We start from the raw sequence: 23,609 nt of genomic DNA on the forward strand, positions 1-23,609 counted from the left end.
CCGGGCGTCAGTAAGCACCCTGGTTGTCCAGCAGGAGCTGGCGATAGGCGCGTTGATAGTCCTCGTAGCCGAGATTCTGCTTCTGCAGCTCACGCACCTGTTCATCCAAGCTCTGGTGCGGCGCGTGGGTGGCGTCTGTCTGGCTGGCAGCCGTTGCTGTGACGCTCAGTTGGGCGCCGGCCAGCAACTCGTCGATGACCGGGTCGATCTTGCTTTTGGTGCCCTGCCACTTCATCAGCGACAAGCCACCCTTGCCCCGCAGGTGATAGTTGGCCTTCGCCAGGGTTTGCCGGCGGGGGCCGAGAATGACGATTTCGGCAGTCGACAGATATGGGGCCATGTCCCATGAGCGACGGGCCGTATAGGTCACCACATAAGCGCACTGCTCTCTGGGAATCTTGGCGTACAGCTGCGTCTCGATACCGTGCCGGGCGAAACCTTCCTGCAGCACGGGTACGAAATCGCTGATCTGCACCTTGGGGTTTTCTTCGATGCACATCTGATCTGCGGCGTTTTGCAGAGGTGTGACCTGCGTGGCGGTACAGCCGACCAGCATGGCGGCAGTGAGCATTGGCAGGCAGGAACGAGCGGGCAGCATGGGTCTTCCTTGAAGGGACAAAGGCCACCGTTGCGGTGGCCTGACGGGGGCGGTGTTTACTTCACCTTGGCGTATTTGGCCTTCAGTGCGACACCCGCCATGATTGCGCCGGCGTGGCACTCATACTTGGTGTCGTCACGGTATTCCTTGTTCTTGTAGTTGCTGGCCAGGTCGACCACGGCGTTGGCACCGGCAGCTTTGGCCGAGTTCTGCAGCTTGACCAGGGCCGACTGCAGAACCCAGCTGCAGGCCGCTTCGTCAGTCTTGTTGAAGGCGTTGGTCTTCTGGCTGGTGGTGACGTTGGCGTTGATGATCTGCGCGCCAGCCGGGGTCTTGTTCAGGTAGAACTTCACCGAGCCGTCCAGGCGGCCAGCCTGGGTCGCCTCGTTGACCACCGATTGGAAGTCGAGGAAGTGCGCGGTATCACGAGCCTGGCTGAGGCCGGGCAGCAGGCTGGCGCAGAAAGCGGTGGCAATCCAGTACTTGTGTTTCATCAAACTCTCTCCTTGGTGATGTTCGAGGGTGCCTACAAATTACTGCGCTCGGCCATGCTGCGTTGACATCAGCCTGACCTTCGCTCGCGGCTTGGTAAACACTCTCTTATTGCAGCGAACCGTTGAGGTTTTGTGCGATGCGGACTTCCTGCAGGATCACCCGATTGAGCTTCTTCACCAGTGCGTTGTAGCGCTTGTGAATCTTGCCATCCGCGTAGTCCAGATCCTGGCTGTCACGATAGCGAATGTCGTAGCGTCCGCCAGCGTAGTCGATGGTAATGGAGGCGCTGTGCTGGCGGAAGTCGATGCGTGCGAGGATGCGATTGGCCTCTTCTTCTTCCAGGGTCCATCTGGCTCTGGTCAGGGCGCGGATCAGCGGCTCGCGCAGTTGCTCGTCGCTCAGTGTGGTATTGGCGGGCAGCTCCTGATGAACGGTCATGATCGGCTGCACGCGGCTGCAGGCGGCGAGTCCCACCAGCAGCAGGACGAACAGAAGGCGTGGAAGGATTCGGGGAGTCATCAGTTTCATACCTGGTGCCAACGCTTGAAGATCAGAGAAGTGTTCACGCCGCCGAAGGCGAAGTTGTTGTTCATCACGTACTCGTGGCGCATGGTGCGGAATTCGCCGCACAGATAGTCCAACTCGCCGCAGGCCGGGTCGATCTGATCGAGGTTGAGCGTATGTACATAGCTGTCTGAGTTCATCATCTCGATGCTGAACCAGGACTCCAGTGCGCCGCAGGCGCCGAGGGTGTGGCCAAAATAGCTCTTCTGCGAGCTGATCGGCATGTTCGGGCCGAACAGGCTGCTGGTGGCCAGGGTCTCGGCGACGTCGCCCTGTTCGGTGGCCGTGCCGTGACCATTGACGTAACCGATGGCCGCGGGCTCCAGGCCGGCATCGTCCAGCGCCAGCTGCATGGCGCCGCGCATGGTTTCCTGCACCGGTTTGGTGGCGTGCTGGCCATCGGCGTTGCAACCGAAGCCGACGATCTCGGCATGGATGGTGGCGCCGCGGGCGAGAGCGTGTTCGAGCTCTTCGAGCACCAGGATGCCGGCGCCTTCGCCGATCACCAGGCCATCACGGCCGCTGTCGTAGGGGCGCGGGCTGGTGTGCGGGGCGTCGTTCTTCAGGCTGGTGGCGTAGAGCGCGTCGAACACCATCGCCTCGGTGGGGCAGAGTTCCTCGGCGCCGCCAGCGAGCATCATCTTCAGACGCCCGAACTTGATCGCCTCATAGGCATAGCCGATGCCCTGGCTGCCGCTGGTGCAGGCGCTGGAGGTGGGAATCAGGCGGCCCTTGAGGCCGAAGAAGATGCTGATATTGGCCGCCGTGGTGTGCGGCATCATGCGAATGTAGGAGTTGGCGTTGAGGCCATCGGCGACCGAGTTCAGCAGCATGTTGCCGAAGGCCTTGACCTCCTCGGTGCTGCCGGTGGACGAGCCGCAGGCCACGCCCATACGGCCGTCGGCGATGCACGGATCGCCGAGCAGGCCGGCATGCTCCAACGCGCGCTCGGCGGCGAATACCGCAAGCTTCGATACGCGGCCCATGCTGCGCGTCTGCTTGCGGTTCCAGTGCTTGGGCTGGACGAAGTCGTCCACCGGCCCACCCAGGCGGGTGTTCAGCTCAGTGAAGCGATCCCATTCGTCCATGCGGCGGATGCCGCTCTTGCCGGCCTTGAAGTTGGCCGAAATGGTCGGCCAGTCGCTGCCCAGCGAGGTGATACCGGCCATGCCGGTGACGACGACACGTTTCATCAGCACAGCCCACCGTTGACCGCGAGTACCTGGCGGGTAATGTACGCCGCCTCGGCGGACATCAGGAAGTTCACCGCGCCGGCGACTTCTTCCGGGGTGCCCATGCGCGCGGCCGGAATCATCTTGAGGATTTCCTCCACTGGCACCAGCTCGTCGAGAATCTCGGTGTCGATCAACCCGGGGGCCACGCAGTTGACGGTGATCTTGCGTTTGGCCAGCTCGATGGCCAGTGCCTTGGCCGCGCCTATGACGCCAGCCTTGGAGGCGCTGTAGTTGACCTGGCCACGATTGCCCACCAGCCCCGATACCGAGGTGATGCAGACGATGCGCCCGGCAGTGCGGCGGCGGATCATCGGCATGGTCAGCGGGTGCAGCACGTTGTAGAAACCATCGAGGTTGGTGCGTAGCACCTGGTCCCAGTCCTCCTCGGACAGCGCCGGGAAAGCGCCGTCGCGGGTCAGGCCGGCATTGCACACCACGCCGTAGTAGGCGCCGTGTGCTTCGATATCGGCTTCCAGGGCGGTGCGGCAGGCGGCGCGGTCGGAGACGTCGAACTGCAGGATGCGCGCCTGCTGGCCCAGTTCATGGATCTGCGCCTGCACGGCTTCGGCTTCATCGCGGCGCGAGCGGCAGTGCAGGACGATGTCGTAGCCCGAGCGGGCCAGGCGCAGCGCGATAGCGCGGCCTATGCCGCGGCTGGAGCCGGTGACGAGGATGGTTTCAGTCATTGGATTGTTCTTGCAGTTCTTGTAGATAGACCGCCGGCTGCGGCGGGCGGAATACGTTGAGGCGGGCTTCGGCGTGGATATCGGGGCCGTCGAGATGGCACTCGAACACGCCCATGCCGTTGTCGTCCTGCAGCGAGCATAGGGCGCGGATGCGCAGTTCGCTGCCGGCCGGAAAACGCTCGACGTTGCAGCTGTATTTGCGTGTGCCCAGCAGGAAGCCCAGTTCCACCGGCTGGCCGGCGCGCTTGGCCTGGACGCCGGCGAAAGCGGCGATGGCCTGGGCCATCAGCTCGATGCCGGTCCAGGCCGGCATGTCGCCGTCGCTGTCGCTGAGCAGGCTGTCCGGGCGCACCATGAGGCGGACCTCGATGGCTTCCGTGTCGCAGCTCAGCACTTCATCGAGCAGCACCATGTTGCCGGCGTGTGGCACCAGTTCGGCTACAGGCCACAGGCTCATGGTGCGTCTCCGAGAATCAGGGCGATGTTGTTGCCGCCAAAGGCGAAGGAGTTACTCATCAGGTATCGGCCTTGCTTACGCCGCAGGCGCTCACCCGGCTGGGTCAGCTGCAGAGCGTGCAGCTGCGGATCGCATTGTCCGTCCCAGAGGTGAGGTGGCAGCAGGGTGTCGGGGTTGTGCTCGCTGAGGCTCAGCCAGCAGAAGGCGGCCTCCAGTGCGCCGGCTGCGCCCAGGGTATGCCCGGTCATGGGTTTGCTCGAGGAGCAGGCGACACCATCGGGGAACAGGCTGTGGACGGCCTTGCTCTCCATTGCATCGTTGTGGCGGGTCGCGGTGCCGTGCAGGTTCAGGTAGTCGATCTGCTCAGGTGCCAGCCCTGCGTTGTTCAAGGCTTTCTGCATTGCGCTGAGGGCGCCGAGGCCGTCCGGGTGCGGCGCGGAAATATGGTGGGCGTCGGAGCTGGCGCCGCCGCCGAAGAAGCTAATGGGCGCAGGTTCGCGGCTCATCAGGAACAGGGCCGCGGCTTCACCGATGTTGATGCCGTTGCGATTGACCGAGAACGGGTTGCACGGCTCGGCGGACACCGCCTCCAGCGAGGAAAAACCATTGAGCGTCAGGCGGCACAGGCTGTCCACGCCGCCGCAGACCACTGCGTCGCAGATGCCTTGCTGCAGCAGGCGATGAGCGCTGAGCAACGCGCGGGCGCTGGATGTGCAGGCCGTTGACTGGCAATAGACGGGGCCGGTCAGGCCCAGCCAGTCAGCGAGGAAGGTCGCCGGAGCGGCCATTTCCTGCTCGGCGTAACTGTATTCGCGCGGCAGTTCGCCGTCCTGAACGTAGCGGGCGATATGCTCGCCGGCCTCGCGGATGCCCGATGTACTGGTGCCCAATACCAGGCCGACGCGCGCCGCGCCATAGCGCTCGATCGCCGTACGCAGCTGCGCCTCGATCTGCAACGCCGCGGCCAGCAGCAGCTGGTTGTTGCGGCTTTGTGCGGCCTCGAAGCCTGTGGGCATCGCTGGTAGCTGCGCGCGCACGGCGCCTACGGTCAGTTGCCGCCCGCTGACCCAGCCGTCCTCGGCGCGCATGCCGCTGCTGTCACCGGCGAACAGCGCATCGGCCACGGCTTGCTTGTCGGCACCGAGGGCGCAGACAACTCCGAGTGCGTTGAGGTAGCTGGGCATCAATTGCGGTCTTCCTGAGTCAGTACGCTTATCCGATAGCTCAGCTCCGGCCTGGCGAGGCTGAAGTTCAGCGTGGAGCTGTAGTTTACCTGCCAGTGTGGTGCCAACTCGCGCCCGCCGTCGGCACGCCGTTGCCAACTGCCGACGGGGTAACTGCCTGGCAGCGCGGCCTCGTCAGTGAGGGCGAACAGCAGGGCCGCGAACAGCTCCCTGGCTTCCGGGTTGGGCGGCAGCAGGCCGTCATTCTGCCACGTGCCGGCTTGCAGGCGCTGACGAGCCAGAGGAATCCCCAGAGGATCGAGCAATGACCAGCGCAGGGTCTGGCCTTCACGCTGGATCACCAGGAGCCAGTCCTGTCTGTCATCGGCTTGCTGGCGCTGGATCTGCAGGGTCAGCGGCAGTGGCGCGGCGAGCGGCGGTGTCACCTCGGGCAGCGGGGTGCGCGCGGCACAGGCCGCGAGCAGGAGGCTGGCGAGAAGCAGGGCAATGCGGCTCATAGCGGTTTGCGTGCCACCACGTTGAGCAGGGTTTCGTCGCGCTGGCCCACTGGTTTCGGGCGCATCAGCCCCCAGCGTTCGAGCAGGCCGAAGTCCTTGGAGCGGCTCCACCACAGGTAGGGATAGGAGACCTGTGCGTCGCTGAATTCGAAGCCCTGGGCGCCGAGCATGTCGAGGTACTGTTGGGCACTGCGCTGCACGTGCATCGGATGGCGAAACAGCCAGCGGATTACCCAGGTGTCGATGTAGTACTTGGTCGATTCCGCTAGCAGCAACCGGCCGCCGGGTTTGAGCACCCGCCAGAATTCGGCCAGCGCCTTTTCCTGCTCCACCAGATGGTGCAGCGTCTGGTGGCAGAACAGCAGGTCGACGCTGGCGTCGGGCAGGTCGATGGCGGCGCAGTCACTGGCCACCAACTCGACATCGAGACCCAGTCGTTCAGCTTCCCGGCGCGAGCAGTCGAGGCTGTGCGGGTCGGCATCCAGACCGATCATGCGCGCCGGTGCGAATGCCTGCTGTAGCAACTGGAAAGAACGCCCCTGGCCGCAGCCGGCATCGAGCAGCACCGCTGCCTGTGGCAACGGCTCGCCGAGCAGGCGCAGCAGATCGTTGATCGCCACCCGCAACACATGGTGTTGCCACACATGGCTTTGCAGGAACCAGAAGCCGAAGCGGGTTTCCTCGACGTAGGTGGGCGAAACGGGTGGGGCGCTGTTCATCGACACTCCTTTGTCAGTTCAGGGCACAGAGTTCGGCCAGTACACCGAGTCGGCGCTTGGGCTCTGCCACGTAGGGGTTCTGGGTATCCCAGGCATAGCCGGCGAGGATCGAGCTGATCATACGGCGAATCTCCGGCGATGCCTTCTCGTAATAGATCACGTCCTGGAAGGAGCCATCGTACCAACCCTGCACATACACGCGGAACGTATCCACGCCGCGCTTGAGCGGCACGGCGAACTCCTGTTCCCAGTCCACTGCCTCGCCACCCAGCTGGCGGTGCAGCAGGCCGGCTGCCATGCTTGCCGAGCGCATGGCGATGGTGACGCCGGAGCTGAATACCGGGTCGAGAAACTCGGCGGCGTTGCCCAGCAGGGCGAAACCACGGCCATGCAGGCTCTTGACGTTGGCCGAGTAACCGTTGATCTCGCGCGCCGGGGTATCCCAGACGGCATTGCCCAGCACCTTGCCCAGCGAAGGCGTTTCTTCGACGAACTGGCGCAGGCAGGCATCCAGGTCCTGCGGGCGGTTGGCGTAGTGCTCGGCGGCAGCGACCACGCCCAGCGAGCAGCGGCCATTGCTGAACGGAATGGTCCAGAACCACACGTCGCGCAGGGTCGGGTGGGTGGTGATAAGGATTTTTTCGCGGTCGAAGCCGCTGGCCGGATCGATGCGGTCCTCGATGTGGGTGAACACCGCGCGGCGTACCGGGAAGGCAGACGGCGTGTCGAGATCGAGCAGGCGCGGCAGTACCCGGCCGTAGCCACTGCCGTCGAGGACGAAGGCGCACTCGACTTGGTACTCGAGGCCATCGGCCAGACGGCGCACCGACAGGCGCGGGCAGTCGCCGCTGAAATCCGCCGCGAAGATTTCCTCTTCATAGCGAATTTCCACGCCCTGGCGGGCTGCTTCGTCGGCCAGCAGCTTGTCGAAGTCGGCACGGATCACCTGGTAGGTGGAGCCGTGGCCCGCGGTGAATTTGTCGCGGAAATCGAACTCGGTGTAACGCTCACCCCAGGCGAAGGCTGCACCATGCTTGGTCTGGAATCCTGCCGCCTGGACCGCCTCGAGCATGCCCGCTTCCTCGATGAAATCGAGGCAATGCGACAGCAGGCTTTCGCCGATGGAAAAACGCGGGAAACGCTGTCGCTCGAGCACCAGCACGTCATGCCCCTGGCGTTTGAGAATGGCTGCCGCGATTGCTCCGGACGGCCCTGCACCGATAACGACGATCTGACGCTGTTCGATTTCAGGAGATTGCATGACGACTTCTTCGCCTCAAGGTTGTGGGCATGCCTGGCGCATCGTGCGCCAGGGGTTATGGGTAACGGGTAATGCAGATGGGATCATTCCGGTTGCGCCTCGGCTTGCCTGTCGCTCGCCCAGGGGGCCAGGAGGAAACTGAAGACCAGGCCAATGCTGATGGTCAGGCCGAAATTACTCACGGCAGGCGTGCTCGATACGGCCAACAGACCAAATGACAGCCAGGTGGTCAGCGCCGACAGCAGCGTACCGAGCAGGCTGGTGGCCGCACCGCCGACCCGTTCGCGGATCAGGATGGCGTAGTCCACGCCGATGGCGGTGACCAGCAGCAGGCCGAACAGGCTGAACAGGGTCAATGGCTGCCCCAGCCAGCCGAGGCACGCCAGGCTGGCCAGTGCAGCCAGCAGCGAAACGGCCAGTATGCGGGCCGCGCCGCGTGCGCCGAAGGGGACGCACAGCAGGATGAAGATCAGCAGGCAGGAGGCCAGTTTGAGCTCGGCCGCACTGACCTGGGTGGCAGCGAACAGGCGATTGAGTTCGCCGAGGCGGTCGACCAGTTGCACGCCCTCGAGCCCTTCGGCCTGGCCGGCAAGCAGGTCGCTATCGCTCAGGCCCTGCAGGCTGATCAGCCCGGCGACCTGGCCGTTATCTGTCCGGCCCAGCCATAGCGGTCGCCAGGGCTCGCCCAGCGGCGCTGCCAGCACCGCTTCGATACCCAGCGTGGGCAGCGCCTGTAATTGATGCACTTCCGCGTCGATTGCCGTGGCGGGAATGCCCAATGCAGTGAGTGCGCTGCTGTGTTCGGTCAGCCTTGCCACGGCCTGGCGCAAGCGCTCCTGTTGCGTGCGTGGGGCGATCAGCTGGCTGAGCGCCAGGTAGCTGCTCAGCTGCCCCTGTTGCACCAGGCCGTCGAGTCGCTTGCTCAACTGCAGCTGGCGTTGCAGCAGCTGTTCCTCGTCCTTGCCGCGGACCAGGAAGAACTGGCTGGTGGGGCGTATGCCGATGATCTGGCCAATGGCTTTCGACTGCTCCAGCAACTGCGGCGGTACGCTGGCCCACTGGCGCAGGTCGTCCTTGTGCGAGAGCTGCAGCACGCCACCCATGCAGAACAGCGCGAAGATCAGCAGCAGCCAGGGTGTCGGTACCCGGCGTAGCAGGGCCCGGCGCCAGTCGAGCAGGCGCTGGGCCAGTGCCATCGGTGCCTGCCAGGGACGAATCTCGACTTTGCCAAGCAACAACGGCAGCAGGTACAGGGTGCTCAGGTAGGTGCCGAGCAGGCCGGCGGCGGAGAAGATAGCCACCTGCTTGAGGGCCGGAAACGGGGTGAAGGCCAGGGCCAGATAACCGATGACATTGCTCAGCAGGCCCAGTGTCAGGCCAAGCAGTGTGGCACGCAGCGCGCGCCTGCTGTCCCAGGGCTGCAGCGTCCAGCTCTTGGACAGCAGGTGCAGGGGGTAATCGATGGCCACGCCGATCAGGCTGGCGCCCAGCACCAGCGTCATCACATGAATATGGCCGAATACCGCGATGCAGGCGGTCAGCCCGGCGAGCACGCCGACTGCGGCTGGAATGAACGCCAGGACGATGCATGCACGGCGGAACACCAGCAGCATCAGCAGCACCGCGCCGGCGCTGGCGATGCTGCCCATCAGGCTGATCTCGCGGGTGGCCTCGCGCTGACCGTGGGCGGAATAGAGCAGTCCGCTGCTGGCCAGCAGTTGTCCGCCGCGCGCCTCTACGTCCTGGCGTGCCTTGGTGACCAGGTCGTCCACGGCCATGGCCAGGTTGCCGTCGAATGCGCCGGCTGTGGTGCGCGCTCGCAGCAGTGCCCAGGTGACGCCCTCGCTCTCGGCGATCAGTGCACCGCTGAGGTCGACCTGCAGGTCGTGGCTGTGTGGCAGGCCTTTCTCGATCAGGGTGCTCAGGCCCAGCAGGTCGTCATTGGTGGCGACCACGCCCTGGCTGCGGAACGGGTCGAACAGGTCCTGTACGCGTTTTTCGATGAATGCTGCGGGAGCATCGATCAGCAGCTCGCGCTCGGCTGTCGGCAGCAGGGCCAGGCGTTGTTCCTGCAGTTGTTGGCGCAGGCTGGAGAGGTCGGCCTGTGGCGCCCACTGCACTTTCTCGAACGGTGCTTGCTGCTGCCATTGCTGACCCAGTTCAGCGGCGAGTGCCATGGCCTGCTCGCGCCGTGGGTGGCTGATCAGTACCAGCAGTTCGCGGTTGAGCGGCTCCTGCATGCGCTGCACGGCCTGCTCTTCGAGTGCGTCCGGTGTGGCGCTGGGTACCAGTTCCAGCAGGTTGGCGGACACCGGGGCAGCGCCGCGCCACTGCCAGATGGCAGCCGCGATGAGCAGGAGCAGGGCGAGTGGAAAGAGCTTCGAGCCCCAGTGTTCAACTCTGGAAGTCATGCAACTCCGCGTCGCTCAGCGAGGCTGCTGCCCGGTTGTTTTCGAGGCGCAGCACGGTGCTGTCGCCCTGGGTTTCCTGCAACTCGATGCGTTGTACCAGTTCGCCGCCGTCGATCAGGATGCGGCTGAACACCTGCTTGAGCAGGACGCTGCGTGGCGTCAGTTCGAGCTGCCAGGCATCGGCGTTGCCGCTCAGGCTGAGTTCGAAATCCTCGCGCAGGCCGCTGCTGTCACCCTTGAGCACGGCAAGGAACAGGCGGTTCTGCTGAGCGGTGGCACTTTGCTGGGCGACCCGTTGCCAGCCCTGCTCGGTGCGTCTGGCAATGCCTTGTGCATCGATACGGTAGTCCTGCCGCAGCGGGCTTGCGAGCAGCCAGAGCAGGCCCTGCTCCCTGGCCAGAACGAAGTTGCCACGACTGGTCAGCGGCTGCGGCAGGGCGCGCAGGTGCTTCTCCTGGATGAAGTCGCCACGTACCACTTGGGGTTGGGACAGCTGGGTGCTGAGGTCGTCGAGGCTGAAGGCGTGAGCCAGGGAGGTGAGGCAGGTGAACAGTAGCGCGGAGACAATTCGCGACAGCCTCGTAGCCCGGATGCAATTCGGGGCTTTTGCGGCGTTGCACTCCCCGGCTTTCATCCGGGCTACGCATTTGCTCACGCCAACGCCCTCTCAACTGCCTCGACGAACACCTGTGGCGAGGCGAACTGCATTTCCCGCGTGGCGATTTCCACCGCGACCTGCACGCTGCTGCCACGGGTCATGCGCTCGCCGGTTTCGGCATCGCTGATCAGGTAGTTGATCTTCAGGCGGCTCTCCCACTCGACCAGATCGGCGCGCACGACGATGCGCTGGCCGAACTGGGCACCGCGCACATAGCGAAGCTGCAGGTCGATCACCGGCCAGGCGTAGCCGGAGTCGCGCATCTGCCGGTAGTTGTGGCCGAGCTTGTCGAGCAGGGCGCAGCGCGCCTGCTCGAAGTATTTGACGTAGTGGCCGTGCCAGACGATTTCCATCATGTCGACGTCGTAGAACTGCACCTGCAGCTCGACCTCGGCCTGCAACACACCTGACTTACGCATGGATCGCTCCTGTGCCGATGGTGCGCATGGCGGCCCCAGCCTGGCAGTGGATCGTAGGGTGCGCCCTGCGCACCAGAACAGACTCAGGCATACAGGCTCCAGTGCTGGCTGCGAATGCGCTCCAGGCACAGGCGCAGTTCGCCCTCCAGGGCGCAGTCTTCGATCACCGGAGGGAAGTCACCAGCCAGCTGCTCACGCATTGCCGCCAGCGGTGCCGGGATATCGCGCTTGCCAGCGCGCTCGCGCAACCATACGCCCTGATTGGCGGCCAGCAGGGTGGCAGCGGCGACCTGCTCGGTCAGCTCCAGGCTGCGCAACGCATCACGCGCGGCGATGGTGCCCATACTCACCTTGTCCTGGTTGTGGCATTCGGTGGAGCGCGAGAACACGCTGGCCGGCAGGGTGTTCTTCAGCGCTTCGGCGGTCCAGGCGCTGGCGCCGATCTGCACGGCCTTGAAGCCGTGGTTGATCATCGCCGTCGCGGCCGGGGCCCCGGACAGGTTGCTCGGCAGGCCGTGGTTGTAGCGACTGTCGACCAGCAGGGCGAGCTGGCGGTCGAGCAGGTCGGCGACGTTGCCGACCAGGTTCTTCAGGCTGTCCATGGCGAAGGCGATATGCCCGCCATAGAAGTGGCCGCCATGCAGGGTGCGCTCGGTTTCGGCGTCGAACAGCGGGTTGTCGTTGGCGCTGTTCAGCTCGGTCTCGATGAACTGGCGCAGCAGGCCCAGGCTGTCGGCCAGCACGCCGAGTACGTGCGGCGCGCAGCGGATCGAGTAGCGATCCTGCAGGCGATGCAGTGGCGGCAGCGGCGCTTCGACGGCCAGGTCCTGGCGGATCCAGGCGGCGACCTGGGTCTGGCCCGGGTGCGGCTTGGCGGCGAACAGACGCTCGTCGAAGTGTTCCGGGTTGCCTTCCAGGGCGATCACGTTGAGGGCGGTGATGCGCGTCGCCAGCTTGAGCAGGTAGTCGGCGCGCGAATAGGCCAGGCAGGCCAGAGCGGTCATCACGGCGGTGCCGTTCATCAGCGCCAGGGCTTCTTTCGGACGCAGGGTCAGCGGCGTCCAGCCCAGCTCCCGGTGCACCTCGGCGGCGCTGCGGCGCTCGCCCTTGTACAGCACGTCACGTTCGCCGGTGAGGGTGGCTGCGACATAGGACAGCGGGGTCAGGTCGCCGCTGGCACCAACCGAGCCCTCTTCGGGGATCAGTGGCAGTACGTCGTGCTCGATGAACGCCTGGATGCGCTCCAGCAGCTCGACACGCACCCCGGATACCCCATGGCACAGCGACTGCAAGCGGGCCGCGAGCACGGCGCGCGTGCTTGGCGCATCGAGCAGCTTGCCCAGGCCGCAGCCGTGGAAGGTGAACAGGTGCTTGGGCAGGGCTTCGACCTGATGCAGCGGCACGGCTACCACGCAGGAGTCGCCGTAACCGGTGGTGACGCCGTAGATCACGCCTTCCTTGTCCAGCAGGGTGTCGAGAAAGCGTGCGCCCTTGGCGATCTTCTCGCGGTAGGCGGCATCGTCCTGCAGCTGCGCGCGCGCCTGGCGCTGCGACAGGGCTACGATGTTCTCGATGGTCAGGGCGCGTTCGCCGAAGATCACCGGCTCAGGCTGGTATGTCGTCATCTTGCTTCCAGAATGGGTAGAAGTTGAACCATTGTTGCGGTGCGTCTAGGCAATGCTCGCCCAGGCGTTGTGCATAACGTTGCGCCCACTCGGCGATGACTCGCTCGCGCTCGCGACGTGTCCATTGCACGCTGTCGGCAAAGTGTTCCAGGCGAACCTGATAGCGGCCATCGATTTTCAGGCAGTGCACCAGGCTTACCGGGCATTGCAGTAAACCGGCCAACAGCCAGGGGCCTTGCGGGAAGGCAGCGGGTTGGCCGAGGAAATCGACCACGGTGTGCCGACCGCCATGCAGCGGCACGCGGTCTCCGGCGATGGCCAGCCATTCTCCGCGCTCGAGGCGTTCGGCCAGTTGCAGCATGATCGCCGGGTCCAGCTCGCTGACCTGAATCAGGCGCAGGTGGCTGGCGCCGGCTTCGCCAAGCAGGCGATTGAAGCGCTCGGCGTGCTTGGTGTGGACCAGCACGTTCATGCGTACCTGCTCGCCAAGTTCGGCCAGGGCCCGGCACACTTCCAGGTTGCCCAGGTGAGCGCCGACCAGCAGTTGTCCGCGGCCGCCGGCATGCAGCTGTCCGCGCAGATCATCGGGGTCGACCAGTTGCAACTGCTGCAATGGCAGGCGGCCGTTCCACACGTCCAGCTTGTCCAGCAGGCTGTCGGCGAAGGCGAGAAACTGGCGCAGCACGGAGCCCGCGCGGGGGGCCAGTTCGGGGCGTGCGCTCCAGCTCGCGAGATGCTGCTGGTACTGCGTGATACTGGCGCGCGCGCGCCGCCCGAAGATGAAGAAGTACAGCACGATCAGATACAGCAGCGGCGCCAGTGGGCGCCTGCCCAGCAGTCGCACGGCAGCAGCGGTGAAGCGCATCAGCAGGAAGCTGCCGCGCTCGCCCTGTTTGGCCCAGTGACCTTTCTGCCCCATCACACTCATGCCGCCAGCCTGCGCCAGATGATTCTCGGGGCGCGGATCAGCATGCCGAAGAACAGCCGGGCGTGCATGCCCGAGATCAGCAGGTTGTCCTGCCATAGGCGAAAGTGCGAAAGACCGTCCTCGGGGTAGTGCACGCGGGTTGGCAGCCAGTGCATGGGCTGCTCGCGCCAGGCCATGCGCACCAGAATCTCGGTGTCGAAATCCATGCGCCGTCCGATGCGGCAGCTGTCCAGCAGTGCCAGAGTCTGCGTCAGCGGGTAAACGCGAAAGCCGCACATGGAGTCGCGAATCTGCAATGACAGGCAGTTGATCCAGACCCACACGTGGGTCAGGTAGCGGGCATAGAGGCGACCCTTCGGCACGCTCTCGTCATATTCCGGGTAGCCGCAGATCATTGCCTGCGGATGCTGCTGTGCGGTGCTCAGAAAGGTCTCGAGGGTGCTCAGGTCATGCTGGCCGTCGGCATCCACCTGCAGCGCATGGCTGTAGCCCAGGCGCGCCGCCTCACGCAGGCCGGCTGCCACTGCGCCGCCCTTGCCCTGGTTGCTGGGCAGACGCAGCAACGCGACCTCTGGTTGCCGGGCCAGCTCGTCCATGACCGCGGCGCAGGCCGCGTGCGAGCCGTCATCCACCAACAGGCAGGGCAGGCCGGCCTCGCGCAGGGCGTCGACAACCCCGGGCAGTGGCTGCTCGTGGTTGTAGACCGGGATGACCGCGCAGGGACGGAAGCCAGGCTCAGCCATGGGCCGGCTCCAGCAGGATGCGCCCGGACGAACAGGCGGCCTCGCCGTTGTGGTAGGCGAAGTACAGTTTGCCGCGCTCGGCATCGAAGCGCAGGGTCAGCTTCAGGGTGTCGCCGGGGCGCACCAGTTGCTGGAACTTGAGCACTTCCATGCCGGCGAAGCGCGGCGGCAGCTCGGGAATGAAACGACGCGCCAGATGCTGCGCCCAATCGACCTGGACCACGCCCGGCAGCACCGGCGTTTTTGGGAAGTGCCCGGTGAAGTGGGCAAGGTCCAGCGGCACTGGCAGTTGCAGCAGCCACTCGCCGTCGCGTTCTTCGCAACTGCTGGGCTCCGCGCGAGTTGGCCGCGCAGCCTGCAACAGCGCTTCGATCTCTTTCTGTGGCAGCTTGCCCTGGCTGCTGTAGGGCAGCTCCTGCAGCAGGCGCCAGCGACGGGGCAGGGCGATGGTTTCGCAGTGTTCGGCCAGATGGCGGCGCAGCGTTTCGGTCAGCGTGCGCCGGCCTTCGTTGCGCAGCGTGTGCATACCCGCCGGGCTCAGCGCCAGCACCGCGCCCAGGAAGGCGCGCCCCTCCTGAATGACGCCGACACGCGCGTCGGCCACCCATTCATGATCGATCAGCGTCTGCTCGATCATCGGCAGGGCGATGCGTTTTTCTTCCAGCTTGACGATACGGTCGAGGCGGCCGCGTAGAACGAAGCGACCATCACTACCCAGCTCGGCGGCGTCCATGCTCTGCTCGATATGCCCGCTCGGCAGGTAGGGCGAGGCGATACGCAAGGCTCCCGCCTCGTCGAGACTCAGCTCGACGCCGGGGAAGGCTTGCCAGGGGGTGTCTCCCTGGCGCCAGCCGATCCCTCCGGTTTCGGAGCTGCCGTAGATTTCCGTCGGCCATTGGCCAAGGCGTTCCTGCAGCGCGCTGGCAGCCTCGGCCGGCAGCGCGCCACCGGAGGAGAACACTCGCTGTACGCGGCTCAGCGCCGCCCAGTCGAGGTTGTCGCTCATGCGCTTGAGCAGCGCCGGGCTGGCGATCCAGGCGAATGCCGCCTGGCTCAGGCTGATGCGCTGCAGATCTTCCGGGAAGGGCAGCGCGCGGCGATGGAATGGCCGGCCGGCGCACAGCGGCCAGAGCAGGCGGAACAGCAACCCGTAGATATGCTGGCAGGCGACGCTGCCGAGGATGCTGGCGTTGCCCAGGCTGGCGCCCCACAACTGCTCCAGTGCCTCGACCTCGTTGGCCAGTTGCGTCAGGTTCTTGTCGATCAGCTTGGGTTCACCGCTGGAGCCTGAAGTACACAGCGTCAGACGGCAGTGCTCGGGCTGCAGGCGCGCCGCCGGCAGTGCTTCGGCATCGAGCCCGGTCAGGTCGTCGAGCCACAGGTCGACCTGCGTGACCAGGCGCTGACGCGTCTGTGCTTGCGCGTCAGCCGGCAGCACGACCTCGACCCCGGCGCGCCAGGCGCCAAGCAGGGCGATGGCCAGCTCGCCGGCATCTTCCAGATACAGCGCCACGCGCTTGATGCCGCGGGCCTGCAGGGCCGCGGCCAGGCGCAAGGCGCGTTGGCGCAGTGCGCCATGTTCGAGGGCGGGTTCCAGGGCGACCTGGCGGCCAGCGTGAGCCTCCAGCAACAGGTCGGTGAGGGGCAACCAGGTCATTCGTGCTTCCTTACCTGCTGGCGGATCAACCATTCGCCAGCGAACAACAGGCCAATCAGGCCGTAGGAGATCAGGCCGGTATACAGCGTCCACCAGGCCAGCGGCGCCCAGAGCGCCAGGGCGATCAGCACCAGGGTGTTGGCGCAGAAGAACAGCGTCCACACCAGCGTGACCTTGCGCGTATAGCGTACGGCGACTTCCGGCAGCTGCGGCTCGCGCAGACGGGCCATGCGCTCCACCAGCGGTGGGCCGTACTTCAGGCTGAGGCCGAACAGCGCCAGCAGCATCAGGTTGAGCAGTACCGGGTACCAACGCAGCAGGGCGGGTTCACCTGCGACACCGAGCAGCAGACAGAACGCCAGCGCCGATATGGCCAGCCACAGGCCGCCTGGGCGCTGACGGGCCGTCAGCACACGGGCCAGCCACAGCGCGCCGAGCAGCACCGCGAACAGGCGCGGTGACAGGTGCTCCATGCCGTAATAGACGGCAAAGGGGTAGAGCACGCCAGCCAGCAGCAGAAGCAGGCCAAACAGCCGAGCCATGCTGTCAGTCTTGGGGCTGGGGGGCGTTGATCAGGCGGTACACCGCTTCCACCACGTCACCCACCGTGCGCACGCTCTTGAACTCCTCGGCGGCGAGTTTGCGTCCTGTCTGGCGCTTGATATGGTCGATCAGGTCGACGGCGTCGATGCTGTCGATTTCCAGGTCTTCGTACAGGTTCGCTTCCAGCGTCACGCGCTCGGCATCCAGTTCGAACAACTCCACCAGCGCACTGCGCAGGGTGGCGAAGATTTCATCGCGGTTTTGCATGGGCGGCGATCCTCAGGCTGCTTGGCGGGCGGAGATGAACTCTGCCAGGCTGGCGACGTTGGCGAAGTGCTTGCGGGTGTCCTTCGCTTCGGCGTCGATCTTGATGCCAAAACGCTTCTGGATCGCCAGGCCCAGCTCCAGTGCGTCTACCGAGTCCAGGCCCAGCCCTTCACCGAACAGGGTGAGATCGGCGTCGATATCATCGGCGCTCATGTCTTCGAGGCCAAGGGCATCGATGATCAGGTTCTTGATTTCAAGTTGCAGATCGCTCATCTGTTGCGAGCTCCTTCATGAAGTGTTGATGCAGATGGTCATTGAGCTTGCGCGACGCGATAGGCAGTGGGGCCTGCTCGGTGAATTGCCGCGGGTCGATATCCTCCCCGACTCGCAGGCGAAAGTGAAAGCGGCGCGACGGAATGCTGTACCAGGGTTCGGCCTTGGTCAGGGTGGTGGGCGTTACGCTGATCACCACCGGCGTGACGATACTCGCACCTCGCACGGCGATCGCTGCTGCGCCACGGTGGAACTCCGGGTTGCTGCCGGGCACGGTGCGAGTGCCTTCGGGAAATACGATCAATGTTTCGCCGCTCTGCAGCGCACCTGCGGCTTCGTCGAGCATATCCATGCTGCCGCTGTTGCTGATGTACTGGGCCGCGCGAATCGGCCCGCGCATGCAGGGGTTTTCCCACAGGCTCTGCTTGACCACGCAGTTGGCGTCGCGGATGAAGGCTATCAGCACCACCACATCGATCAGCGACGGATGATTGGCGATCACCATCTGCCCGGGGCGCCCGAGACGCTCTGCGCCCTCGACCTCATAGGTGAGTACGCCCGTGCGATACATGAACTGAACGAACACGCGAAAGGTCCAGCTGACTACGGCCCGAGCGCGAGTGCGTCGGCGCAGGACGTCACCAGGCAGGAGGCTGAGCAGCGGGAACACCAGTACGCGCAGCAGCACGCCGCCCACCCCGAACAGGGTAAAGCTCAGCGCGGTGGCCACCAGTCTCCAGGCATAGGGAGCGCTGTAAGGGCTCAGTCCTCGTTGCGTGACCAGGTCCATTGGCGGCCTTTCCAGTAGTGGGTCAGTGTTCGTTGCTCGCCATGGATCGCGCGCAACAGGTTGAGGGGATGTGGCCAGGCGGCGGGTAAGCCGGATTCGGCAGGTGCGAGGCTCAAGCTCCAGCTTTTGCCCGGTTTCAGCAGCAGCGCGATCGCGTAAGAGAAGGGTACGTCATCTATATAGGGTGTGTAGAGGGCGGGCGGCAATTCTTCCGCGACGACTAACAGGACTGCAGGCGCCCCCTCGGCGAGCAGGCCGCTGGCCTCGAGCATGGCCTGCTCGAGGCCGTCGCCGGAGGCGGCCATGGCGGTCATTTCGCTGGTGTCCTCGCGCAGGATCGACCACAGTCCGATGATGGCGTTGTGTACCGACAGACTGAACTGGGTGGGCGAGAGCGGCTCGTCTTGCCCGAGCTCTTCGAGGATGGCCAGCGTTCGCGGCGTCTCGCCGTGACGAGAGGCGAACACCAGCGGCAGCGGGCCTTGCCCATCGGCCAATGGCCAGGCGACGTGGAACATCATCCGCGCCAGCCGGCTGAGACGTCTGCGTTGCATGGCCGGCAGGAAGCTTACGTCAGGCTGTTGCTGGTCGTCGGGCACGACCACGGGGGCGTTGCACCAGGCACGCCAATCATCCACTGACTCCAGGCCAGGGGCCCAGGCGCGCAATCCTTCGATCTGGAAATTCATAGCACGAGGCTTTTCGCCACTCCGGGCATACTCATCGACACGACGAAGCACCTGAAAGAAACGTTATCAGTCAGATCCATGGCATAGTGCCGGTACTAATTCGGTCGGGCATTATCTAGATGCGCGCGGCACTGTGCAAATGTTGCGCAGCTTCTTCTGATGGGCGGATGATGGCGTTGTGGTCTACGTCTCGTGCCTGTCATGGGCTTTGCATAGAATTCGGAACATTCGGGATCAGGGAGAGCAGCGATGCGACGAGTGGTGTTCAACCAGAAGGGGGGCGTGGGCAAGTCCAGTATCGCCTGTAATCTCGCGGCGGTGAGTGCGGCGCAAGGCTATCGGACGTTGCTGATCGATCTGGATGCGCAGGCCAATTCGACCCACTACCTGACCGGCCTCACTGGTGAAGAAATCCCGGTGGGCATTGCCGATTTCTTCAAGCAGACCCTGTCTTCCGGGCCCTTCTCCAAGAAGGGCAAGGTCGATATCTATGAAACGCCTTTCGACAACCTGCATGTGGTGACCGCCACGGCAGAGTTGGCTGAGCTGCAGCCCAAGCTCGAGCAGAAGCACAAGATCAACAAGCTGCGCAAACTGCTCGACGAGCTGGCTGAGGATTACGACCACATCTACCTGGACACGCCGCCTGCGCTGAACTTCTACACGGTTTCCGCGTTGATCGCGGCTGACCGGGTCTTGATCCCCTTCGATTGCGACAGCTTCTCCCGCAACGCGCTGTACGGGCTGTTGGCCGAAATCGAAGAGCTGCGCGAGGACCACAACGAGGCGCTGGAGGTGGAGGGCATCGTGGTCAATCAGTTCCAGCCGCGTGCCTCGTTGCCGCAGCAACTGCTGGACGAGCTGTTAGCCGAAGGCCTGCCGGTTCTCCCGGTCAATCTGATGAGCTCGGTGAAGATGCGCGAGTCGCACCAGGTGTGTACGCCGCTGATCCATCTGGATGCACGGCACAAGCTGACTCAGCAGTTCGTCGAGTTGCATGATCTGCTCAATCAGGCCTGATCGGCAGGTAGAAATCAAAGGCGCCTACGGGCGCCTTTTTTGTCAGCGCACCACTAATACGTCGCATGGGGCCTTGTGCAGAAAGTGCTGGGCCAGGCTGCCGAGCAGCGCCTGGGAGAAGGCGCTGCGACCATGGCAGCCGAGTACCAGCAGCTCGCCGCGGCGGCTCTTGATCTGCTCCTGCAGGCTGCGCAGGATGCCGCCCTGCAGTACCTCATGGCTCAGCTTGGGACCGCCTGGAGGCAGGCTTTGCGCCTCGTCATGCAGCAATTGGTCGATCAGGCCGCGCTGCGTTTGCAGCTGCAGTTCGACCTGCTGCGGCGTGCCTTTGTCCGGCTCGAACACATGCAGCGCATGCAGCTCGGCGCCTTCGGGCAGTAGTCGATAGGCTTGCCCCAGGGCACTGCAGGCACACAGAGAGAAGTCGATGGCGGCGAGTGCTCGCTGATAAGGGGCAACGTCATTGCGTGCGACCAGCAGCAGCGGCACGGTGCAGCGGCGGGCGATGCGGTCCAGGCTGGTGCCGGAGAAGAAGTCATGGCGCTGATGATGGCCGCCCAACACCAGCAGGTCGCAGCCGCTCTCCTGGACCTGTTGCAGTACCACTTCCGAGGGCTTGCCGCTGAGCATGCGCAGCGCAGTGCCTGCCGGTGCGTACTGGGTCAGGCTGCGGTCGAGAGCCTGGCGCGCTTTCTCGTGCTGCTCGCTGCTCTGGCTGGGATCGAGCACATGGAGAATGGTCAGGCTGGCATTGTGTTGCTTGGCCAGCTGGGCGGCGCGGCACAGAGCCATGTCGGCGGTGTCGCGCAGGTCATGGGCGATAAGAATGTGGTTGAACATGGTGACGGCTCTCCTGCCGATACCCGTCGGCAATTTTATTGTGCCTGTTCAGATAGCCGCTCTTTTGACCTATGGCAAGGTCGGGGACTGTTACCGATTGCGTATGCCGGTCGCGGCGTCGTTCAGCGTAAACGCAATTGATAGTGACCGCGACTTTCCGCGACCACTTCTCCGGCGCCGTCGGTCAGTTGCAGTTCCAGCAGGTAATCCGCTTTGCCTTGCTGTCGTGCCTGTTCCTCCAGGCGACCGATCTCCTCGGTCGAGAGACGCGCCTCCACCTGGATGTCGCTGCTGGCCGGGCGGCGAAAGCGCAGGTTCATCTCCTTGACGATGGGGTAGAAGCGCTGGGTGTCGAAGCTGGTCAGAAACAGGGCCCCACCCGGAATCTCCGCCAGGGTGAAGAGGGCGCCCGCGTACATGCTGCCGATATGGTTCTGGTTGCCTTGCAGGGGCATGCGCAGGCGCACGAAACCGGGCTCCAGCACCTCGGCCTTGAGGCCACTGCGGTGGACGAAGGCGATCTGTTCTTCGGTCAGCTGGCGAGCGATTTCCGTGGGCAGTGGCATGGTGCGACTCCAGGGGTGGTGATCGCCCCAGCCTAAAGGCTGGACCCTGCCCTGCAATTGACCTCAGCGCCCGAGCGCGTTGACCGAAGCGCTCACAGGCCTTGCTGGTGCAGCCAGGCCAGCAATTGCGGCAAAGGCATGGCGCCGCTCTGGCGGGCAACCTCCATGCCACCCTTGAACAGGATCAGGCTGGGAATCGAGCGGATACCCAGTTGTCCGGAGAGCTGCGGGTTGGCCTCGCTGTCCAGCTTGCCCAGGCGGCAGCGACCTTGCAGTTGAGCCGCAGCCTGCTGGAAGGTCGGGGCGAACGCCTGGCAGGGGCCGCACCAACTGGCCCAGACATCCACCAGCAGGGGCAGGTCGCCCTTGAGCTGGCTGGCGAAGTTGCGCTGGTTCAGCTCGAAGGGGCTGGCGGGTAGCACTTGCGCCTTGCAACGGCCGCAGCGTGGACTGTCCTGCAGGCGCTCACTGGGGAGGCGATTGAGCCCGTTGCAGTGCGGGCAGGGAATCAGCAGGGGATCGGACATGACGGCAAAGCTCCAGAAAACATGCTGCTCAGATGGAGTCGCCGCCAGCGAATATCAAGTCAGATCGGCGTCAGCGGGAAGAACCAGGGAATGACCGCGGTGGCCACCAGCCAGAGCAACAGGTTGAGCGGCACGCCGACCTTCATGAAGTCGGTGAAGCGGTAGCCCCCGGCGTTGTAGACGAAGGTGTTGGTCTGGTAACCGATCGGGGTGGCGAAGCTGGCGCTGGCCGCGAACATCACCGCGACCACGAAGGCGCGCGGGTCGACGCCCAGATGCTGGGCTAGGCCGATGGCAATCGGCGTCACCAGCACGGCAACGGCATTGTTCGACAGCATCTCGGTAAGGATCGAGGTGAACAGATAGATCACGCTGAGCATCAGCAGCGGGCCAGCCCAGGGCAGCCAGCCCATGACATTCTCCACCAGCAGCTTGACCAAGCCGACCTTGTCCATGGCGATGCTGATGGCCAGCATGCCGAAGATCAGGCTGAGGATCTTCCAGTCCACCGCCTTGTAGGCGTCCTCCACGTCGAGGCAGCGGGTCGCCAGGACGGTGACGGCGCCGATGATCGCCAGGCCTTCGATGGGCATTACACCGAAGGCCGCCAGCAGCATCACCGCCAGCGTAGCGATGATCGCAATCGGCGCCTTGTCGCGGCGGAAGGCGCGCTCCTGCACGGCATTGAGGCTGATCAGTTCACCATTGTCGGCGAAGCGCTTGATCTGCGCGGGCGTGCCCTCGACCAGCATCACGTCGCCGAACTGCAGCTGGAAGTCGTCGAGGTTGCCTTGGACGTTTTCGTCCTGACGATGGATCGCCAACACCGCGATGCCATAGCGCGCCGTCAGGTCGAGGTCGCGCATCGGTCGGTGGCTGTAGCGCGAGTTACGCCCGACGATGGCTTCGGCGAGGATCACGTCGTGGCTGCTGATGGTCTCGAACGCATCGCCGCGATTGAAGCTCAGGTGGCCGCTCTCGCGCAGTTCCACCACATCCTTGACCTGACCATGCAGCATCAGGCGGTCGCCACTGGCGAGCAGGGTGCCTGCGCCAGGCTCGGTCAGTTCCTGTTCATCGCGGAACAGCTTGAGCACCTGCAGCCCGCTGCCACCATTGAGGTTGGCCTCGTGCAGGGTCTTGCCGATCATCGGCGAGTCGTGTGGCACCAGCAGTTCGGTCATGAAGGTGCGCGACAGGTCCGGGCGCAGCTGGCGCGAGAGGGTTTCACGCTCCGGCAGCAGGCGGTGGCCGATGGTCAGCAGATACAGCATGCCGACAGCGGCCATGATCAGGCCGGCACCAGTGATCTCGAAGATGCCGAACGGCGCCAGGCCAGCCTTGCGTGCGACACCATCGACCAGGATGTTGGTCGAGGTGCCGATCATGGTCAGCGTGCCGCCGAGGATGGTGGCATAGGACAGCGGAATCAGCAGTTTGGAGGGCAGGGTACCGGCACGGCGGGCCAGGGCGATGGCGACCGGGGTGAGGATGGCGACTACCGGGGTATTGTTGAGGCAGGCCGAGACCACCAGGGCGGTGATGGTAAGGCCCGTCAGCACGCGGATCGGGCTGGTGCCGACCAGATTGCCCAGCCAGTTACCCAGCGCGTCGATGCAGCCGGTGCGTTCCAGCGCGGCAGAGAGCACGAACATGCAGGCGATGGTCACCGGCGCCGAGTTGGACAGCACGCTGAGCACTTCGCCCGGCGTCAGCAACTGGCTGACCAGCAGCGCGGCCACGGCGATGGCGGCGACGATGTCCGGGCTCCATTTCTCCCGCACAAAAGCATAGAGCACCCAGATCAGCAGGGCGCCGACGAACAACAGGGGCAGGGAGTCCCAGGGCATGAAAATCCTTGGCAGCGAATCTCGTGTGAGGTATCGGCACGCGCTGGGGCGGCCTGGCTGGGCGCCAAGATAGAGGGCTTCTCTTAGATAGTCTAAGAATGTTTGGG

The 23,609-nt window shown here is 64.6% G+C and carries 27 protein-coding genes; 1 reads left to right on the forward strand and 26 read right to left on the reverse strand.

Going from position 1 to position 23,609, the window contains the following annotated elements; all coding sequences use genetic code 11:
* Positions 1-7 precede the first annotated feature (7 nt).
* The 22 genes from ACJRW5_RS01030 to ACJRW5_RS01135 form a co-directional block, all read right to left on the reverse strand.
* Complete coding sequence (locus ACJRW5_RS01030; RefSeq protein ID WP_484568680.1) at positions 8-598, reverse strand: Sbal_3080 family lipoprotein; 591 nt, start codon at positions 596-598, stop codon at positions 8-10.
* 56 nt (positions 599-654) lie between these two features.
* Entirely contained in the window at positions 655-1,092 is a 438-nt protein-coding gene (locus ACJRW5_RS01035; protein ID WP_484568681.1) for an excinuclease, read from the reverse strand.
* Positions 1,093-1,198: 106 nt separating this feature from the next.
* Positions 1,199-1,612, reverse strand: a complete 414-nt coding sequence (locus ACJRW5_RS01040) for a hypothetical protein (RefSeq protein WP_484568682.1) — start codon at positions 1,610-1,612, stop codon at positions 1,199-1,201.
* A 5-nt stretch (positions 1,613-1,617) separates the two neighbouring features.
* Positions 1,618-2,850 (reverse strand): beta-ketoacyl-ACP synthase, encoded by a 1,233-nt coding sequence (locus ACJRW5_RS01045; RefSeq protein WP_484568683.1) that lies wholly within the window; start codon positions 2,848-2,850, stop codon positions 1,618-1,620.
* Positions 2,850-3,578, reverse strand: a complete 729-nt coding sequence (fabG, locus tag ACJRW5_RS01050) for a 3-oxoacyl-ACP reductase FabG (RefSeq protein ID WP_484568684.1) — start codon at positions 3,576-3,578, stop codon at positions 2,850-2,852. The genes ACJRW5_RS01045 and fabG overlap by 1 nt, the downstream gene beginning before the upstream one ends.
* Positions 3,571-4,035 (reverse strand): hotdog family protein, encoded by a 465-nt coding sequence (locus ACJRW5_RS01055; protein ID WP_484568685.1) that lies wholly within the window; start codon positions 4,033-4,035, stop codon positions 3,571-3,573. The genes fabG and ACJRW5_RS01055 overlap by 8 nt, the downstream gene beginning before the upstream one ends.
* Positions 4,032-5,219 carry a beta-ketoacyl-[acyl-carrier-protein] synthase family protein gene (locus ACJRW5_RS01060; RefSeq protein WP_484568686.1) on the reverse strand — a complete coding sequence of 396 codons (1,188 nt, stop codon included), beginning with the start codon at positions 5,217-5,219 and terminating at the stop codon, positions 4,032-4,034. The genes ACJRW5_RS01055 and ACJRW5_RS01060 overlap by 4 nt, the downstream gene beginning before the upstream one ends.
* Positions 5,219-5,716 carry a DUF3261 domain-containing protein gene (locus ACJRW5_RS01065; RefSeq protein WP_484568687.1) on the reverse strand — a complete coding sequence of 166 codons (498 nt, stop codon included), beginning with the start codon at positions 5,714-5,716 and terminating at the stop codon, positions 5,219-5,221. Before ACJRW5_RS01065 ends, ACJRW5_RS01060 begins: the two co-directional genes overlap by 1 nt.
* On the reverse strand, positions 5,713-6,435 hold the full coding sequence (locus tag ACJRW5_RS01070; RefSeq protein ID WP_484568688.1) for a class I SAM-dependent methyltransferase: 723 nt from the start codon (positions 6,433-6,435) through the stop codon (positions 5,713-5,715). The genes ACJRW5_RS01065 and ACJRW5_RS01070 overlap by 4 nt, the downstream gene beginning before the upstream one ends.
* Positions 6,436-6,448: 13 nt before the next feature.
* Positions 6,449-7,696 (reverse strand): NAD(P)/FAD-dependent oxidoreductase, encoded by a 1,248-nt coding sequence (locus ACJRW5_RS01075; RefSeq protein WP_484568689.1) that lies wholly within the window; start codon positions 7,694-7,696, stop codon positions 6,449-6,451.
* 83 nt (positions 7,697-7,779) lie between these two features.
* On the reverse strand, positions 7,780-10,107 hold the full coding sequence (locus ACJRW5_RS01080; RefSeq protein ID WP_484568690.1) for an MMPL family transporter: 2,328 nt from the start codon (positions 10,105-10,107) through the stop codon (positions 7,780-7,782).
* Positions 10,091-10,741: an outer membrane lipoprotein carrier protein LolA gene (locus tag ACJRW5_RS01085; RefSeq protein WP_484569134.1), complete on the reverse strand. Its 651-nt coding sequence runs from the start codon at positions 10,739-10,741 to the stop codon at positions 10,091-10,093. The genes ACJRW5_RS01080 and ACJRW5_RS01085 overlap by 17 nt, the downstream gene beginning before the upstream one ends.
* A 17-nt stretch (positions 10,742-10,758) precedes the next feature.
* Complete coding sequence (locus ACJRW5_RS01090; RefSeq protein WP_484568691.1) at positions 10,759-11,184, reverse strand: acyl-CoA thioesterase; 426 nt, start codon at positions 11,182-11,184, stop codon at positions 10,759-10,761.
* An 83-nt stretch (positions 11,185-11,267) separates the two neighbouring features.
* A complete protein-coding gene (locus tag ACJRW5_RS01095) occupies positions 11,268-12,809 on the reverse strand; it encodes an HAL/PAL/TAL family ammonia-lyase (protein WP_484568692.1) in 1,542 nt (513 codons plus the stop codon).
* Positions 12,790-13,737 (reverse strand): LpxL/LpxP family acyltransferase, encoded by a 948-nt coding sequence (locus tag ACJRW5_RS01100; RefSeq protein ID WP_484568693.1) that lies wholly within the window; start codon positions 13,735-13,737, stop codon positions 12,790-12,792. The genes ACJRW5_RS01095 and ACJRW5_RS01100 overlap by 20 nt, the downstream gene beginning before the upstream one ends.
* The gene (locus ACJRW5_RS01105; RefSeq protein WP_484568694.1) at positions 13,734-14,480 is read right to left on the reverse strand and encodes a glycosyltransferase family 2 protein; all 747 of its coding nucleotides are present in this window, start codon (positions 14,478-14,480) and stop codon (positions 13,734-13,736) included. The genes ACJRW5_RS01100 and ACJRW5_RS01105 overlap by 4 nt, the downstream gene beginning before the upstream one ends.
* The gene (locus ACJRW5_RS01110) at positions 14,473-16,137 is read right to left on the reverse strand and encodes an ApeI family dehydratase (protein ID WP_484568695.1); all 1,665 of its coding nucleotides are present in this window, start codon (positions 16,135-16,137) and stop codon (positions 14,473-14,475) included. The genes ACJRW5_RS01105 and ACJRW5_RS01110 overlap by 8 nt, the downstream gene beginning before the upstream one ends.
* Positions 16,134-16,679 (reverse strand): COG4648 family protein, encoded by a 546-nt coding sequence (locus ACJRW5_RS01115; protein ID WP_484568696.1) that lies wholly within the window; start codon positions 16,677-16,679, stop codon positions 16,134-16,136. The genes ACJRW5_RS01110 and ACJRW5_RS01115 overlap by 4 nt, the downstream gene beginning before the upstream one ends.
* A gap of 4 nt (positions 16,680-16,683) precedes the next feature.
* The gene (locus ACJRW5_RS01120) at positions 16,684-16,947 is read right to left on the reverse strand and encodes an acyl carrier protein (protein WP_484568697.1); all 264 of its coding nucleotides are present in this window, start codon (positions 16,945-16,947) and stop codon (positions 16,684-16,686) included.
* A 12-nt stretch (positions 16,948-16,959) separates the two neighbouring features.
* Positions 16,960-17,220, reverse strand: a complete 261-nt coding sequence (locus ACJRW5_RS01125; protein WP_484568698.1) for a phosphopantetheine-binding protein — start codon at positions 17,218-17,220, stop codon at positions 16,960-16,962.
* On the reverse strand, positions 17,201-18,010 hold the full coding sequence (locus ACJRW5_RS01130) for a lysophospholipid acyltransferase family protein (protein ID WP_484568699.1): 810 nt from the start codon (positions 18,008-18,010) through the stop codon (positions 17,201-17,203). Before ACJRW5_RS01130 ends, ACJRW5_RS01125 begins: the two co-directional genes overlap by 20 nt.
* The gene (locus ACJRW5_RS01135) at positions 17,983-18,699 is read right to left on the reverse strand and encodes a beta-ketoacyl synthase chain length factor (protein ID WP_484568700.1); all 717 of its coding nucleotides are present in this window, start codon (positions 18,697-18,699) and stop codon (positions 17,983-17,985) included. The genes ACJRW5_RS01130 and ACJRW5_RS01135 overlap by 28 nt, the downstream gene beginning before the upstream one ends.
* A gap of 249 nt (positions 18,700-18,948) precedes the next feature.
* On the opposite strand from ACJRW5_RS01135, the gene ACJRW5_RS01140 reads away from it, so the two are divergent.
* Positions 18,949-19,719 (forward strand): ParA family protein, encoded by a 771-nt coding sequence (locus ACJRW5_RS01140; protein ID WP_484568701.1) that lies wholly within the window; start codon positions 18,949-18,951, stop codon positions 19,717-19,719.
* A gap of 42 nt (positions 19,720-19,761) precedes the next feature.
* Here the strand turns inward: ACJRW5_RS01140 and ACJRW5_RS01145 are convergent, their stop codons facing one another.
* From ACJRW5_RS01145 to ACJRW5_RS01160, 4 genes are all read right to left on the reverse strand, one after another.
* Entirely contained in the window at positions 19,762-20,559 is a 798-nt protein-coding gene (locus ACJRW5_RS01145) for a universal stress protein (protein WP_484568702.1), read from the reverse strand.
* 122 nt (positions 20,560-20,681) lie between these two features.
* The gene (locus ACJRW5_RS01150) at positions 20,682-21,125 is read right to left on the reverse strand and encodes a YiiD C-terminal domain-containing protein (RefSeq protein WP_484568703.1); all 444 of its coding nucleotides are present in this window, start codon (positions 21,123-21,125) and stop codon (positions 20,682-20,684) included.
* A gap of 92 nt (positions 21,126-21,217) precedes the next feature.
* Positions 21,218-21,652, reverse strand: a complete 435-nt coding sequence (gene trxC / locus ACJRW5_RS01155; RefSeq protein WP_484568704.1) for a thioredoxin TrxC — start codon at positions 21,650-21,652, stop codon at positions 21,218-21,220.
* A gap of 59 nt (positions 21,653-21,711) precedes the next feature.
* Entirely contained in the window at positions 21,712-23,502 is a 1,791-nt protein-coding gene (locus ACJRW5_RS01160) for an SLC13 family permease (protein ID WP_484568705.1), read from the reverse strand.
* Positions 23,503-23,609 lie beyond the last annotated feature (107 nt).

The sequence above is a fragment of the Pseudomonas pichavaramensis genome, assembly GCF_050473265.1.
GTDB lineage: Bacteria > Pseudomonadota > Gammaproteobacteria > Pseudomonadales > Pseudomonadaceae > Aquipseudomonas.

Bases quoted from the DNA above. Each gene is read 5' to 3' on its own strand.
- ACJRW5_RS01125 (WP_484568698.1), bottom strand. From the start codon at position 17,220: ATGAGCGATCTGCAACTTGAAATCAAGAACCTGATCATCGATGCCCTT.
- ACJRW5_RS01100 (WP_484568693.1), bottom strand. From the start codon at position 13,737: ATGAGTGTGATGGGGCAGAAAGGTCACTGGGCCAAACAGGGCGAGCGC.
- ACJRW5_RS01070 (WP_484568688.1), bottom strand. From the start codon at position 6,435: ATGAACAGCGCCCCACCCGTTTCGCCCACCTACGTCGAGGAAACCCGC.
- ACJRW5_RS01030 (WP_484568680.1), bottom strand. From the start codon at position 598: ATGCTGCCCGCTCGTTCCTGCCTGCCAATGCTCACTGCCGCCATGCTG.
- ACJRW5_RS01115 (WP_484568696.1), bottom strand. From the start codon at position 16,679: ATGGCTCGGCTGTTTGGCCTGCTTCTGCTGCTGGCTGGCGTGCTCTAC.
- ACJRW5_RS01135 (WP_484568700.1), bottom strand. From the start codon at position 18,699: ATGAATTTCCAGATCGAAGGATTGCGCGCCTGGGCCCCTGGCCTGGAG.
- trxC (WP_484568704.1), bottom strand. From the start codon at position 21,652: ATGTCCGATCCCCTGCTGATTCCCTGCCCGCACTGCAACGGGCTCAAT.
- ACJRW5_RS01110 (WP_484568695.1), bottom strand. From the start codon at position 16,137: ATGACCTGGTTGCCCCTCACCGACCTGTTGCTGGAGGCTCACGCTGGC.
- ACJRW5_RS01040 (WP_484568682.1), bottom strand. From the start codon at position 1,612: ATGACTCCCCGAATCCTTCCACGCCTTCTGTTCGTCCTGCTGCTGGTG.
- ACJRW5_RS01080 (WP_484568690.1), bottom strand. From the start codon at position 10,107: ATGACTTCCAGAGTTGAACACTGGGGCTCGAAGCTCTTTCCACTCGCC.
- ACJRW5_RS01045 (WP_484568683.1), bottom strand. From the start codon at position 2,850: ATGAAACGTGTCGTCGTCACCGGCATGGCCGGTATCACCTCGCTGGGC.
- ACJRW5_RS01060 (WP_484568686.1), bottom strand. From the start codon at position 5,219: ATGCCCAGCTACCTCAACGCACTCGGAGTTGTCTGCGCCCTCGGTGCC.
- ACJRW5_RS01075 (WP_484568689.1), bottom strand. From the start codon at position 7,696: ATGCAATCTCCTGAAATCGAACAGCGTCAGATCGTCGTTATCGGTGCA.
- ACJRW5_RS01145 (WP_484568702.1), bottom strand. From the start codon at position 20,559: ATGTTCAACCACATTCTTATCGCCCATGACCTGCGCGACACCGCCGAC.
- ACJRW5_RS01150 (WP_484568703.1), bottom strand. From the start codon at position 21,125: ATGCCACTGCCCACGGAAATCGCTCGCCAGCTGACCGAAGAACAGATC.
- ACJRW5_RS01055 (WP_484568685.1), bottom strand. From the start codon at position 4,035: ATGAGCCTGTGGCCTGTAGCCGAACTGGTGCCACACGCCGGCAACATG.
- ACJRW5_RS01140 (WP_484568701.1), top strand. From the start codon at position 18,949: ATGCGACGAGTGGTGTTCAACCAGAAGGGGGGCGTGGGCAAGTCCAGT.
- ACJRW5_RS01120 (WP_484568697.1), bottom strand. From the start codon at position 16,947: ATGCAAAACCGCGATGAAATCTTCGCCACCCTGCGCAGTGCGCTGGTG.
- ACJRW5_RS01090 (WP_484568691.1), bottom strand. From the start codon at position 11,184: ATGCGTAAGTCAGGTGTGTTGCAGGCCGAGGTCGAGCTGCAGGTGCAG.
- ACJRW5_RS01085 (WP_484569134.1), bottom strand. From the start codon at position 10,741: ATGAAAGCCGGGGAGTGCAACGCCGCAAAAGCCCCGAATTGCATCCGG.
- ACJRW5_RS01160 (WP_484568705.1), bottom strand. From the start codon at position 23,502: ATGCCCTGGGACTCCCTGCCCCTGTTGTTCGTCGGCGCCCTGCTGATC.
- ACJRW5_RS01035 (WP_484568681.1), bottom strand. From the start codon at position 1,092: ATGAAACACAAGTACTGGATTGCCACCGCTTTCTGCGCCAGCCTGCTG.
- ACJRW5_RS01065 (WP_484568687.1), bottom strand. From the start codon at position 5,716: ATGAGCCGCATTGCCCTGCTTCTCGCCAGCCTCCTGCTCGCGGCCTGT.
- fabG (WP_484568684.1), bottom strand. From the start codon at position 3,578: ATGACTGAAACCATCCTCGTCACCGGCTCCAGCCGCGGCATAGGCCGC.
- ACJRW5_RS01095 (WP_484568692.1), bottom strand. From the start codon at position 12,809: ATGACGACATACCAGCCTGAGCCGGTGATCTTCGGCGAACGCGCCCTG.
- ACJRW5_RS01105 (WP_484568694.1), bottom strand. From the start codon at position 14,480: ATGGCTGAGCCTGGCTTCCGTCCCTGCGCGGTCATCCCGGTCTACAAC.
- ACJRW5_RS01130 (WP_484568699.1), bottom strand. From the start codon at position 18,010: ATGGACCTGGTCACGCAACGAGGACTGAGCCCTTACAGCGCTCCCTAT.